This window comes from Sphingobium sp. S6, from assembly GCF_905120495.1.
GTDB lineage: Bacteria > Pseudomonadota > Alphaproteobacteria > Sphingomonadales > Sphingomonadaceae > Sphingobium > Sphingobium agri.
In genome coordinates this window covers 41,760-55,282 of the sequence record NZ_CAJHOG010000006.1, presented here as the reverse complement: position 1 = coordinate 55,282, position 13,523 = coordinate 41,760, and the positions used below count along the sequence as shown (strand labels likewise).

Annotated in this window: 13 protein-coding genes; 7 read left to right on the top strand and 6 right to left on the bottom strand. The window is 61.1% G+C overall.

What is annotated here, in order from left to right; all coding sequences use genetic code 11:
* Nucleotides 1-70: 70 nt before the first annotated feature.
* From SPHS8_RS15455 to SPHS8_RS15440, 4 genes are all read left to right on the top strand, one after another.
* Complete coding sequence (locus SPHS8_RS15455) at nt 71-1,150, top strand: zinc-dependent alcohol dehydrogenase (protein ID WP_236575199.1); 1,080 nt, start codon at nt 71-73, stop codon at nt 1,148-1,150.
* Nucleotides 1,151-1,183: 33 nt separating this feature from the next.
* Entirely contained in the window at nt 1,184-2,455 is a 1,272-nt protein-coding gene (locus SPHS8_RS15450; protein ID WP_201516324.1) for a sulfotransferase family protein, read from the top strand.
* A 9-nt stretch (nt 2,456-2,464) separates the two neighbouring features.
* Entirely contained in the window at nt 2,465-3,100 is a 636-nt protein-coding gene (locus SPHS8_RS15445; RefSeq protein ID WP_201516323.1) for a TetR/AcrR family transcriptional regulator, read from the top strand.
* Nucleotides 3,101-3,191: 91 nt separating this feature from the next.
* Nucleotides 3,192-5,135 (top strand): flavin-containing monooxygenase, encoded by a 1,944-nt coding sequence (locus tag SPHS8_RS15440; protein WP_201516322.1) that lies wholly within the window; start codon nt 3,192-3,194, stop codon nt 5,133-5,135.
* Between the two features lie 66 nt (nt 5,136-5,201).
* On the opposite strand, the gene SPHS8_RS15435 is transcribed toward SPHS8_RS15440, so the two are convergent.
* From SPHS8_RS15435 to SPHS8_RS15415, 5 genes are read right to left on the bottom strand one after another with little or no spacing between them, the layout of a single operon-like run.
* Nucleotides 5,202-5,954 (bottom strand): SDR family NAD(P)-dependent oxidoreductase, encoded by a 753-nt coding sequence (locus SPHS8_RS15435; RefSeq protein WP_201516321.1) that lies wholly within the window; start codon nt 5,952-5,954, stop codon nt 5,202-5,204.
* Nucleotides 5,951-7,078 (bottom strand): Gfo/Idh/MocA family protein, encoded by a 1,128-nt coding sequence (locus tag SPHS8_RS15430; protein ID WP_201516320.1) that lies wholly within the window; start codon nt 7,076-7,078, stop codon nt 5,951-5,953. Before SPHS8_RS15430 ends, SPHS8_RS15435 begins: the two co-directional genes overlap by 4 nt.
* Complete coding sequence (locus SPHS8_RS15425; RefSeq protein WP_201516319.1) at nt 7,075-7,932, bottom strand: sugar phosphate isomerase/epimerase family protein; 858 nt, start codon at nt 7,930-7,932, stop codon at nt 7,075-7,077. Before SPHS8_RS15425 ends, SPHS8_RS15430 begins: the two co-directional genes overlap by 4 nt.
* Nucleotides 7,929-8,342, bottom strand: coding sequence for a VOC family protein (locus SPHS8_RS15420; protein ID WP_201516318.1), 414 nt, complete (start codon nt 8,340-8,342; stop codon nt 7,929-7,931). Before SPHS8_RS15420 ends, SPHS8_RS15425 begins: the two co-directional genes overlap by 4 nt.
* 4 nt (nt 8,343-8,346) lie before the next feature.
* Entirely contained in the window at nt 8,347-9,612 is a 1,266-nt protein-coding gene (locus SPHS8_RS15415) for a DUF1214 domain-containing protein (protein WP_236575198.1), read from the bottom strand.
* 241 nt (nt 9,613-9,853) lie between these two features.
* Here SPHS8_RS15415 and SPHS8_RS15410 point away from each other — a divergent pair, with 241 nt between their 5' ends.
* Entirely contained in the window at nt 9,854-10,924 is a 1,071-nt protein-coding gene (locus SPHS8_RS15410; RefSeq protein WP_201516317.1) for a hypothetical protein, read from the top strand.
* Nucleotides 10,925-10,981: 57 nt separating this feature from the next.
* Here SPHS8_RS15410 and SPHS8_RS15405 read toward each other — a convergent pair whose 3' ends face one another.
* A complete protein-coding gene (locus SPHS8_RS15405; protein ID WP_201516316.1) occupies nt 10,982-11,392 on the bottom strand; it encodes a nuclear transport factor 2 family protein in 411 nt (136 codons plus the stop codon).
* Nucleotides 11,393-11,564: 172 nt separating this feature from the next.
* Here SPHS8_RS15405 and SPHS8_RS15400 point away from each other — a divergent pair, with 172 nt between their 5' ends.
* The gene (locus SPHS8_RS15400) at nt 11,565-12,644 is read left to right on the top strand and encodes a Rieske 2Fe-2S domain-containing protein (protein ID WP_201516315.1); all 1,080 of its coding nucleotides are present in this window, start codon (nt 11,565-11,567) and stop codon (nt 12,642-12,644) included.
* Between the two features lie 12 nt (nt 12,645-12,656).
* The gene (locus tag SPHS8_RS15395) at nt 12,657-13,520 is read left to right on the top strand and encodes an SDR family NAD(P)-dependent oxidoreductase (RefSeq protein ID WP_097092972.1); all 864 of its coding nucleotides are present in this window, start codon (nt 12,657-12,659) and stop codon (nt 13,518-13,520) included.
* Nucleotides 13,521-13,523: the final 3 nt, after the last annotated feature.

Genomic DNA, 13,523 nt, shown 5'->3' with positions numbered 1-13,523 from the left:
CTCTCAGTTCCTTGACTCGGAAACTGATTGGTTTACCAAATCAACCTAACGACAAAAAGGAGAGGACCTAATGAGCGAGTCCGATGGGCCGGGCTTAAGCCTGGGCCAGCAATATGCCGCAACCATGCCCTTGGTGCGCGTACATGGCGTGGGCGACATGCGCGTGGATCAGGTTCCCGTCCCCGAAGTCGGCCCTCGCGACGTGCTGGTGCGCATCAGCGCGACGGGCGTATGCGGCAGTGATCTGGGATATGTCGCGGCCGGTGGCCTGGGCGGGGGCGCGCCGCTCATCGAACCACTGCCGATCGGGCATGAGTTTGCAGGCATTGTCGAGAAGGTGGGGGAGCAGGTCAGCGGCATCCGGCCGGGCCAGCGCTGCGCCGTCAATCCGGACGCGGGGCTGATAGGCGGCGGCGGGCCGGCCGGGGCCTTCGCGCCGTTCATCCTCATTCCGGATGCGCGTGCCGGAGCCGACATCTGCCCCATCCCCGATAGCTTGCCGCTTGAAAAGGCCGCCTTGGCAGAGCCCCTGTCGGTCGGCCTGCATGGTGTGAACATCGGCCGGGTGCAGCCGGGTGAAAAGGTGGTGATACTCGGCGCAGGTCCGATCGGCCTATGCACCATCATCTGCCTTCGCCATCGCGGCGTGGAAGACATTCTCGTCGCTGATCTGTCCGACGCCCGACTGGAACGAGCTCGTCAGCTCGGTGCTGCCGTCATGGTAAACCCCTCGCGCGAGCCGCTGGTCGAAGCCGTGGGGAAGGCGCATGGCACAGGCGAACGGTTCGGCATGCCATATGTCGGCAGCGATGTGATCATCGACGCGGCAGGAGCGCAACCGCCGCTGGCCGAACTGCTGGACGTGGCCAAATTCCGGGCGAGGATCGTGATCGTCGCCCTCCATAAAAAGCCGATGCCGATCAATTTGTGGAAGATGATGGCCAATGAGTTCAGCATTTCCGGATCGATCGCGACCGACCGGGAGGACGAATTCAACGAATGCCTCCAGATGCTGGCAAGCGGGGATGTGAACATCGGCCCGCTGATCAGCCATCGGGTAGATTTCGCCCAACTGGATGAGGCGTTCCGCATCGCTGCAGACACGGATGCCTCCGCGAAAGTCATCGTCACTTTCCCCCAAACTGCATGAAGCTGGCTCCAGCCACGCAATAAAGGATCAACAATGAACGAAACCACGCTGCCGGAGCCGCAGGAAATCCATATCAACGACATGGCGAACCCGGTCATCACGCCGATGTTGGACGCAGCCCGCCAAGGTCCTGCAGACCGTCCGGTACACATGACGGTCGATGAAGTTCTGGCCCAGGCTATCGCGGAGTCAGGCGGCCTCGATGATTTCGGTGAGGATCAAAGTTTCCGCGAACGCATGGCGGTGACGCTCCAGGCGTGGGATGAGGATGAAGGCCTCACTCGCGGAGGCCGCATCACCTTGCTCGACCATCTCGTCCGGGTGATGGTGAACCGCCTGCGCATCGAGGACATCGTCAAGCGGCATCCGGAAATTCTCGACATAGAGATCGACCGTCCGCTCTTCATCGCGGGATTGCCGCGCTCGGGCACGACCCATCTGGTGAACTGGCTCGCACGTGACGAGCGGTTGCGTTCGCTGACGCTCTGGGAGGCCGAGGAGCCTGTGCAGCTGCGCGATCTTGCGCCCGGCGAGATAGACCCGCGCATCACGCGCAGCGCAGAACTTTGGAGCGCATTCGAAGCAGTCCTGCCGCATATGGCGGCGATGCACGGCATGGATGCTGCATCGATCCATGAAGACAATGAACTGCTCTACATGGATTTGAACTGCTACAGCTGGGAGTTCCAGTCCCGCATCCCTCGTTGGATCGACTATTATTTCGCCCATGACCGCACGCCCAGCTACGCTTATGAGAAGAAGGTGCTGCAGGTCCTAACCTGGCATCGCGGCCCCAATCGTTGGCTGCTGAAATCGCCGCAACACATGGAAAATCTGGCGTCGATCAAGTCCGTGTTTCCCGACGCGACGATGGTTATCACCCATCGTGATCCCATCGCCGTTTTGCGATCGCTGACCACCATGCTTGGCTATAGCGACCGCATCCGGCGCGACCCCATCGATCCGCCTGCACTGGCCCGGCTCTGGATGGAGCGGATCGAGCGGCTGCTGCGCGCCTGTGTCGATCAGCGGGATGCATGGGGCCCTGACCAGTCCGCCGATATTCTCTTCCACGAATATATGGCTGACCAGAAACAGGTGATGCGCCAGGTTTATGATCTGGCGGGGCTGGATTTGACGCCAGAGGTGGAGGCCCAACTGCTCGGCTATCTCAACGAAAATCCGCGCAACAAGCATGGGAAGGTGATCTACGACCTTGAAGGCGTTTTCGGCTTGAATGAAGCCGCTGCGCGCGAACGCTTCAGCTTTTATTATGATCGTTTCCCCGTCCGGCATGAAGGCTGAGGCTGGTTGATGGCGACACCGGAAGCCAAGCTCACCCTGGCAGATTCAGCTCTGGCCCCCGCGCGGATGGGCCGGGCGGATCAGACCCTCGTAAAGAAGCGCCGCCTGCTGCAGATCGCTCGAGAGGAATTTATCCGCCAGGGCTATCGCGCCCTCACCATGGATGCGATCGCCCAGGCGGCGGGTGTTTCGAAGCGGACGCTTTATCTTTGGCATGAGGACAAGGCGGCGCTGTTTCGTGCCTGCCTCGCTGCCGGGGTGGAGCGTTTCCCCCTGCCGCAATTGAATGACCCGGCGGAGCCGGAGGCCGATCTGCGCGCGTTCGGCGTCGCCTTGCTCCTGGAATTCACCCGGCCCTCGACGGTAGGCATGGCACGTTTGCTCTTGCGTGAAGCGCATGAGTTCGCCGAATTCGGCCCGATGATCCGCCAAAGCCAGGATGACTATCTGGTCGCTCCCTTGGCCGCGCATCTCGCGCGTGCCGGTATCGCCAAGGACAGCCCTGCGGCAGCAGCGAAGATATTGCTGTCGATGCTCCTGATGCCTGTTCACAATTACCTGCTGATTGACGCCGAGCTTCCGGATGGAGTGGAGATCGAAGCCCATGTCCGGACGGTTGTCGGCACATTCCTCGGCGGCGCATGAAGGAGGGCAACGCCCAACTTGACTTCGAAATTGTCCTTCAATATCCATAAGTGAGTAAACACTCACATCTTGAGTCGGAGAGGTTCTAAAGATGGTCGAACATGCAGAAACCGCGGTAATAGCGAGAGATTGGCACGACCGCAGCTTGCCGCTGCCTGACAGCGATGAGCTGCGGGAAGCGTTGGATAGCGCGAATATCCACACGTTGCTGATGGTCTATGTGCATCTCACGCACGATGCGGTGATGCTGGATATCTTCGGCAACTATATCAAGCCGCCATTCGCGGTTCCCGGGACCGAGATACCGGACGAATATGCCCAGGAATTGCGGTCGAAGCTGCTGCATGTTCTGACGACGCCGGGCGCCGCGCGGGAAGATGATCCTTCCGAACAGCTGATGCAGCGGATGATGAGCGTGGGCGTGGGTGAGGAAGTCGCCGACGAATTCCTGCCGCTGCTCTTCGACCAGATCGGTTTCAAGCTGCCCAAGCCCCGCAAGGAAATCGAAGGCCGTACGCCGCCGCAGGCAGGCTTCAAGGTGCTGGTCATCGGCGCGGGCATGACGGGCCTCGCGGCCTCGCTGAAGCTGGAAGAGGCTGGCTACGAGCATATCGTCATCGAGAAGAATCCCGAGGTCGGCGGCACATGGTATGAAAACCGCTATCCCGGCGTCGGCGTCGACACGCCGAGCCACTTCTATTCCTACTCCTTCGAAATCACGCCGGAATGGACGCACTATCATCCCAAGGGCGTGGACATGCAGAAATATCTGCTGCACGTCGCCGACAAATACGACCTGCGCCGCAACATCCGCTTCAACACTGAAGTGGTCGCCCTGCGCTATGACGATGCCGAAGCCGTCTGGAATGTGACGGTGCGCGGCAAGGATGGCACGGAAGAAGTGATCCGCGCCAATGCCGTCATCAACGCACATGGTCCGGTGAACCGCTGGAAATGGCCGGATATTCCGGGTCGCGAAGACTTCCAGGGCAAGATGATGCACACCGCGACCTGGGACCCGTCCGTGCGGATCGAGGGCAAGCGCGTCGGCATCATCGGCACCGGTGCCAGCGCCGCGCAGCTGATCGGCGCGATTGCGGATCAGGTGGGTGACCTCACCGTCTTCATGCGTACGCGCTACTGGACGATCTACAATCCGGAGATCAATCATGAGGTGTCGCCGGGCATGAAGTTCGCCCTGCGCTACATCCCGCACTTCCGCGAATGGTTCCGCTTCCGCGTCTACTGGTTCGCGGCGGACGGCCTCTACGGCAATGTCGTCAAGGACCCGGAATGGCCCGTAGACAGCCCGTCGGTCTCGGCTGCCAACGAAGGCGCGCGCCAGTGGGCCTTGGCCCATCTGGAAGCGAAGTTCCACGACCGGCCGGACCTCAAGGAAAAGATGACGCCGGACTTCCCGATCTTTTCCAAGCGCATCATCCTCGATGCGGGCTGGCTGGATGCGCTCAAGCAGCCCAATGTGACGCTGGAAGATGGCGGGATCGAATGCTTCACCCCCAAGGGTATCCGGACGAAGGATGGGAAGGAGTATGAGTTCGACATCATTGTCTGCGCCACCGGCTTCGACGTTGCCAACATGATGGGCAAGCTCGAAATTCACGGCAAGGGCGGACGTTCGCTCCGCGACGAATGGGGGCAGGACGATCCGCGTTCCTACCTCGGCGTGACTGTCCCGGGATATCCCAACTATTTCATGACCGTCGGCCCTAACAGCGCGCCCAACCACGCGGCTGGACAGAATCTGATCTCCGAAGCGCAGGTCAACTACATCGTCGAATGCCTCGACTGGATCAACGCCAGTGGCGCGCGCGCCGTTGAGCCGACGCAGCAAGCTTTCGAGCAGTGGAACCGCGCGGTGGAAGACCAGATGAAGAACATGATCTGGACCCATCCGAGGGCGAGCAGCTATTATAATAACTCGAAGGGCCGCGTATTCCTGTCCTGGCCGTGGCGGCTTGTGGACCTCTGGAATCAGACACGTGGGCCGGTCAAAGAGAATTTCGAACTGCACTAAGCAGCTCGGATGTGAAAAAGGAGCCGGCCTGCAAAGACCGGCTCCTTTCATATCGGATGCCTATAATCAGCCCGCGACGGTATACCCCCCATCGACGGCTAAGGTCTGGCCCGTGATCCACGCAGCGCCGGGGCTCGACAGGAACAGGATCGCATTGGCAATGTCTTCCGGTTCGCCCGGGCGGCCCAACGGCGTTCTCGCAAGCGTCGGCGCCATCCACTCATCCTGCGCGAACGTGCCCTCCGTCATGCGGCTGCGGGTCAGCCCTGCCGCGACGGCGTTGACGCGGATGCCGCGCTCGCCCCACTTCACCGCCAGCGTTCGGGTAAGGCCAAGCAGGCCTGTCTTCGCCGCCCCATAGCCCGGAACGATCGGGATGCCGAAATAGCTGCTCATGGATGCGATGCTGACGACGCTCGCACCTCCTGCAATTTTGCTTTGTGCCAGCAGGTCAGCGCTTTGCCGGGCCATGCGGAAGGCGCCGACCAGCAGCATATTGACGGATCGCGCGAAAACATCGGGCTCATATTCGTCAAGGCCCAGGCTCGGCAGCGCCATACCAGCATTGTTCACCAATATGTCCAGTTGGTCGAGGCTGGCGGCAACGGCGTCGATGCTCTCGCCATTCTCAATGTCCATCTTCAGATAACGATAGCCCGACAAGTCGGCATCATATTCGCTGGCGCTCCCGCGCGTGCCTGTGATCGTCACATCCGCACCGGCTTCGCGATAGGCCCCCGCTGCCGCAGCGCCAATGCCGCTGGTGCCGCCGGTGACGAGGACATGCGCGCCCGAAAAATCATAGGATGGGTTCGTCATACTGCCTCCACTTCGACCCAACGGCCTTCCGCGGCGGACAGGCGAGCGGCGTCCAGCACCGCCTGCCCCGCCGCTGCGTCCTGAAAATCACCCGCCGGATCAGGAAGCGGAGGCGCACGCCCTTCGATCCTGGCCTTCATCTGGCGGAACAGCTTGGCATAGGGCGCGACATCGAAGCCTTGCGTATGCCAACGATCCATTTCGGTCTGGATCAGTTCCTTGACAGCAAAGGGCTCGGGCGCCGGGTTGACCAGTTCGTCGGGCATCGGCACCTGACGAGCCCCGTCCGCGTCCTTGATCCAGACTTCTTCGGGATCGCCAAAGGCGCTGCCCGATTGGATCCACGCAGCACCCTTCGTTCCCGCGACTTTCGTCGCCATGACGAACGGGCCGGGGAAGTTCATCGCCGCCTCGATCACACCCATGCAGCCGTTCGCCGTGCGGAATTGCACATTATAATAGTCGTCCGACGTCATCGTGGGACGGCTGGTCGTAAGCTTGCGCAATATCGCATTGACCGCGACGATCTCGCCCACGGTCGAACGAACCTGATCAATCATGTGCGTGCCGAACGCCCCCAGGAATCCGCCGCCCTGGGCTGCGTCCGTCCACCAATCCGCAAGCGGCTCGTCCTCGCCCGTGCCGGGTTGCTGATAGATGCGGCTGAACATCAGCGGATCACCGATGAGGCCGTCCTGCACCACACGCCGCAACAGTGCTTGCGCGCTGTCGAACCGGAACTCCGCGCCCAGAGCATGGACGATTCCTGCCCTGTTCGCCGCGTGGAGCATCTCGCGCGCCTGCGTCAGATCACGCGCGAAAGGCTTTTCGCACATCACATGGCGACCGGCGGCGATCGCCTGCATGACTGGCGTATAGTGGGCGTGCGGCGGCGTTGCGACTGTCACAAGGCGGATCGCCGGATCATCGGCGAGCACCTGTTCCAGATTGTCCGACGCCAGCGGGATGCCGAGTGGCGCGGCGCGTTCTGCGGTGCGTTCCCTGTTGCGCCCGATGATCGCGCGAACGTCAAAGCCTGCTTCCCGCAGCGCTCTCACATGTGTGAACAGGCCAAAGCCCGTGCCCACGACCACCGCGCCGATTGGCGCCTCCTCTCCATTCATTGTATCTCTCTTGCCTTTCTGATGATGCCGTGGGCGGCTGGCGCCCAGGATTTTATCGCTTCGGCCATCGGCGCCGACCGGGTCGCGGCCGAAAAGATCTCGACGGAAATCGGTGCTTCGGTCCCCGTCCGGTCCAGTGTTCGAATGAAGCGCGGGAGGTCGAAACTCCCTTGCCCAGGGATCAGGCGGGAACTCATCGTTTCCTGCAGCAGGTCGGGTTCAGCCTTTGCCGGGGCATCATTGATCTGGATGGTGTGGATGCGCGATCCCGGAATTTGCTCCAGCAGCTCAAAGCTCGAACCACTGCGGAAGAAGTGCCAGCTGTCGAGCGTCAGGCCGCCATTGATCCGTCCTGCCGCCTGAACAATCGCCCATGCGCTCGCCAAATCGGGAATCCCGCCAAAGGGCAGGAACTCGATATGCACCTTCAAACCATGTTCAGCGGCAAGATCGCACAGATATGCGAAGGCTTCCGCCGCTTCATCGAGCGAGGTCGTAACGCCCATCATCTCCACGGCAGTGACGGACGGCGATCCGATCCGCGCTGCGGCTTCGATCACGCGACCTGGGGTCAAGGATCGCAGGAGCGCTGCCATGGGAACATCGTCACCCGCAGTCCGCTGGCTAGGCAGCCAGCAGGCCGTGCAATCCATTTCCATGACGGCGAGGCCATGGTCTGCTATCCGCTGGCCGATCTCGACTGCGCTCATCCCGGCTGCTTCCAGCGACCAGATGTCGCCGGGCATCAACGATATGCCGGAAAAGCCCGCCTCCCGCGCGGGTGCCAGGCGATCGAGCAGCGGCAGATGCCCAAAGGGTGGACCCGACAGGACCAGCATCGGATCGGCCGTCATGCCTGCTCCAAACGAAAGTTGAGTTCAAGGATGATCCCGTTCCGCTCTTCCACGAACAGCTGGACGAGATTGGCAGGCGGATAATCTTTCCGCACAACGTTCACGCCTGCTGTCGTCAGACGGCTCAGCATCACCGGCAGATCATCGCACTCCAACGCGACATGATGCACCGCGCCACTTCCCCGTGCGGGGTGGAAGGGAAATGCGTCGTCACTTGGATAGCGCGCCTCGATCGGACCGATGTGGATGATCGGCCGGTCATCGGGATCGTGGATCCAGCAACCCTTGTCGATGGATTCCGCGCCCGGCGCGGCGGCGGCGCGAAGGCCCAGTACATCCTTGAAGAAGGCGGCAGTGCCCGGCACGTCCGCCGTGCGGATGTTTACATGGTCAAGCGTGCGCACAGCCATGGCATCAATCCACAAATTGTCCGGTCAGGATCGCTGCGTCGGGACTGAGCGCTGCTTCCCCCTCTGCCTCCAATCGGGCGAGCGGCAAGCGCCACAGATTGACCTCTGCGGTGCTCTCCGTTCGCACGAGCCGCAAGCCCCAGATGCCCCTTTCATGACCGAAGGAATTCACCCAATTCCCGCCAAGGCCCGGATCATGTTCGGCGATGATGATGCGCACGCGCCCGTCAGGCTCGGCAACGAAGCGGTAGTTGTTTACCCACCCATTGCCATCCTCGAACGTGTCGAGATTTTCCTGCCACATGTTGCAGATCTGGAAGTTCCAATATTCGCACTCAGGCGGCACGAACTCCAGCACCAGTGCTTCTTCCAGCTTCTTTTCCCAGCCACCAAAGGCAACGTGGCGGTCGGGCACACCACCATTCGACAGATATTGCGCGCGGCTATAGTCGAGCCGGTTCAGCTTCGCGGCGAAGTTGCCTTGCGTGCCGTTCCACCAGTTGCGCACCAGCTCCGCATAGCCAAGCACGGCCTGCCCGGCCCACGCCAGATTATTGGCCATCAGCGCAGGGGTGAGTGGTTCGGGCGCCGCTTCATCCATCCGCTCGATCCGCATGTCAGGCGCAATTTCCCTGTCCCGGTCGCTCCAGACGAGCCGGATGAGGATGCAATTGCTGTCGGGCTGCAGTTTCAACCAGTTCTTGCCTTCGCCCGGATCATTTTGCGACAGGATGATCTCGAACGTCCCGTCGTCCTCGACATGAAGCTGCTGACTGCCCAGGAACCCGGTCGTCTTCAGATTGGATGGGTCGAATTCCTTGAGGCCGTTCAGGCCAAGTTGAGCCCAATCGCGCGCGCCGACATCTTCGGGCGCTGGGGCGGTCAAAATGGCGAGAACGAAATAGGGTATGGTGCCGCGCGTGCCGATGATCCGGTAATCACGGGCTTCATCGAACTGGCACATCAGATGGTCCTGATCGACCGTTTGCACGTTGATCGACTGCCTCCACACCATGTCCCGCAGGCGCGGGCGCGTGGGCTCGGCATTTTCGATCAATCGTTCGAAGCTTGACCGCGCCACGCGGGTCAGGAACCGATACCATTCGGCCCTGTCCAGATCGGACGGGTCATCACCGAACCGGTCGATCATCCCGCCCGCAACCCTCAGGACATCGCAGAAATCTTCCCAGGACTGGCCAGAGAGCAGCCGCTCTGCCGCGCGCGCTTCCATATCGCGCTTGTCGTTCGATCCGTCCAACGCGTCAGCCATTGCGCCCTGTCCTCTCCTATCTTGTTGTGGGGAAGGTGCCACCGTCGCGCTTGCGGGGCCAGCCATTCTTCTGTCGATCCCGTGCCATTATCCTTCTTGTGTGACGCAAAATGGCCAGGCGGTGGGTATGAGCATCCACTCACCAAAGAGGATTGACGAAAAAGTTATAGATCGATAACTTTGTTACATTGATGGCGAATGGGACGATTCGCCTGGCCGTTTGGAGAGGAGTTCGAGAGCCATGTTGAGCAATGAGCAGAAGCGGCATTTGTCCGACCTCCTGCAACCTGTTTCGCCGCCGCGCGAACTGACCAATGTGTATACCGAGGATCAGCGTAGGCGGCTGCTGGACGTGGTCCATAGCGGAGCGTGGAAGCTCATCATTGCCCAGCATTTCCCGACGCCTGAGTCCCTTATCGCGACTTTCGCTGGCGGATTTCCGGAAGGGTTCGAACCGTCGCTGGACATGTTCCTGACGCCCACCTTCCGGGGCTTCTATGCCAATTATTCGACCTGCATGTATCCGGAAATCCAGGACACCTTCTACAATCCGACCTTCCTGGAATATGCCAAGTCCTACTGGAACGCGGAATATGCCAAGCCGCAGATGATGCTGTTCAACGTGAACGGCCCCTGCGGCAACACTGATCCGGGCCATCTGGACTCGCCGAGCTTCCGCGGCGTGCGTTATGAGAACTCGCCCACCTGGCTCTGTTCGATCATGGGCCGCTCGGGCCTGTTCCAGGACTATCTGATCAAGATGGCACAGGTGATCACCTGGTTCAGCCATGACCCGGAAAGCGGCTTCACCTACTGGCCCAAGGGCCCGCTGGAAAAGCCAGCCCGCTTGCAGCCGCCTGTCTATAATCGGGGCGTGCTCGTCCAGAACGAGATGCTCGTCCATCGCGGCGAAGCCAACGGCCCGATCGAGCGACGCAAGCCGAAGGGTCTGGGCTTCGACTCCTTGTTCAGCGGCGAACCGGGTAACCCTGATGGTTGGCTGGTAAAGACCGGTGACGAAGTCATCGAGCGTTATCATACTGATGAACTGCGCTTCCTCGTCCACTGGTCGGCCGAAGTGTTCGAAGACTATGCCGAGCTCAAGAAGAACATGGATGGCTCGGACAACCTCACCTATGATCAGGTGTTCGACACGCTGATCAAGGATGTCCGTTCGCGCGGCTTCCAGATCGAGACGCCGACTGATCCGCTGAATGATCCGGCTTTCATCAAGGCGCTGAATGCCGCTTATGACTATGGTGGCCCTGCCGAATATCCGGCCGAAGCGCCGCGTGAGCTGGTCGCCGCATAAGCGCCAGCGCGCTACGCGACAGGAAGAAGGGGCGCCCGGTCAGGTGCCCCTTTTTCGTTAGGAAACCGGCTCCATGTCGTCCGGTCCCCAATAAGCTTTTAGACTGGTGATGCGTCCTTCCGCATCGAAGGTGCACACGTCGAGCGACCTGATCAGCAGGCGAGGGCCCTCGGGCGGCTGGAACGTCACATCGAAGACCAGCGCGGCGGCATTGGCGTGAGATCCCCTGATGGGCGCAACGGGCCGGATGTGCGTGTCGAAGGCGATCGTGTCGGCAAACCAGCTATCGATATCTGCGCCTGTCTTGGGCGGAGATCCGAGCGGATCTTCGATCACCGCGCCGGGGGCGAACAGCGCAAGGACGCCGTCCTTGTCGCCAGCATTGATGCGATCGACATAGGCTTGAAGCGCCTGCCGCATGAGATCCTGGCTCGGAGCGGGAAGGCCAGGCGGAGAGGGTTCCGACATATTCTGCTTACCTCATCATCATGATGGCTTCAAAACGCGCATTTAACATATGAACTTGCTTTCTGGATCGTGTTTTGCGTAGAAAGAGGGAGATTTCAAGGCAGGCGATGGGCGAGGCTGTGACTCGCTGCATTAGCTGCTATTTTGCCGCGCGCAGTGAGAGGATCAAGCAATGGCGACATCGTCGGACTATCGTCTGGGAGAATTCACCTTTCCACGTGGCTGGTTCATGGTGGGTGAAAGCGCCGAGGCGACGAGCAGCCCCAAGGCGATGCGCTATCTTGGCCAGGACATGGTGATGTACCGTGGCGAGAGCGGGCAGGTCTATGTGACGGAGGCTTATTGCCCGCACATGGGCGCGCATCTGGCGAAGAACACGACCAGCTACATCGTGCGCGACGGCGAGCAGGTGGTGGGCGATTCGATCCGCTGCCCCTTCCATGGCTGGCAGTTCGGCCCGGACGGCGCGTGCAAGAACATTCCCTATTCCGACTTCGTGCCCAAGGCGGCCAAGCTCAAGACCTTTCCGGTGGTGGAACGCGCAGGCACGATCTGGATCTGGCACGATCCCGAAGCGCTCGAACCCAATTTCGACCTGCCCGATTTCGGCGGCCATTATGATGCGCCGGGCTGGGTCAACTGGAAGATCGACTTCATGGGCGATCTCGACATCCACCCGATCGAGGTCGTGGACAACATGGCCGACTTCGGCCACTTCATCCCGATCCATGGCGCGAAGGACTTCGTCTACTTCGCCAATGAGTTCAAGGATCATATCGTCCATCAATATTATGCCGCCGGTCACCGCACGCTGGTGCAGAATCCGGAGGACGTGCTGACGCTCGACACCTGGTATACCGGCCCCTCGATCCTCCAGTCGGAGATGGAAGGGACGTTCGACAGCTTCATCCTCATCACCCACACGCCGATCGAGGATGGCAAGATCCGCGTCTGGCATGGCCTGATGGTGCAGGTGAATGACGGCTCCGCGCCCGTCACCGACGAGTTGCGCGCAGCCGCGCTCGAATATCAGGAAGGCAGCCGCCTTGCCTTTGCCCAGGACGTCGAGATCTGGCAGAACAAGAAGGCCTGCCTCAATCCGCTCGTCATCCCCAATGACGGCCCCTATGGCAAGGTCCGCACCTGGTACAAGCAGTTCTACAATCCCCGCGACAAGACCCCCGACCTGCACAAGCGCACCAACGGCATGCACGTCACGCTCGACAAGCGCAGTTCCACGCAGGCGGCATAAGGAGAAAAGAAAATGGAGAGAAGTGAACGTCCGGTCGCGATCGTAACAGGCGCGAGCAGAGGGGCAGGCCGGGGTATCGCCGCCGCGCTGGGAGAAAAAGGTTATCGCGTCTATGTGACGGGCCGCTCGGTTCGCGAAGGCGATGCGGAACTGCCCGGCACCATCGGCGCCACCGCGGCGCAGGTAGACGCAGCCGGTGGCGAGGGCCGCGCGGTGCAGGTCGATCATGCCGACGACGGCGCGATCGCTGCGCTGTTCGAGCGCGTTCGCGATGAAAGCGGCCGCCTCGACATATTGGTCAACAATGTCGCCGCCCTGAACGACGATCTGGTGAAGCCCGGTCCCTTCTGGGAAAAATCCACTGGCCTCGTCGACATATTGAATGTCGGGCTGCGTTCCCATTATCTGGCGAGCTGGCATGCCGCGCGCATGATGGTTCCGGCAGGCAACGGCCTCATTGCCTTCACCTCCTCCTTTGGCTCCGTCTGCTACATGCACGGCGCGGCCTATGGCGCGCAGAAGGCTGGTGTGGACAAGTTCGCTGCCGACATGGGCGTGGACTTCCGGGGCACCGGCGTCGCCGCCATCTCGCTCTGGATGGGACCGCTGCTCACCGAACGCAGCGCCCGCACGCTTTCGGAACATCCCGAACAATATGAAAAGTTCATGGCAGACGCGGAAACGCCCGAATTCAACGGCCGGGTGATCGCCGCCATCCATGATGATCCGAACCGCGACGAACTGAACGGCCAGACCCTGATCACCGCTGAAATCGCGCAGCGATATGGCATCACCGAAGCGGGCGGCCGGACGCCGCCTTCCTACCGCGCGATGCTGGGCGATCCGCGCATCCCGCACCCCGCCATCGTGGCATGACGG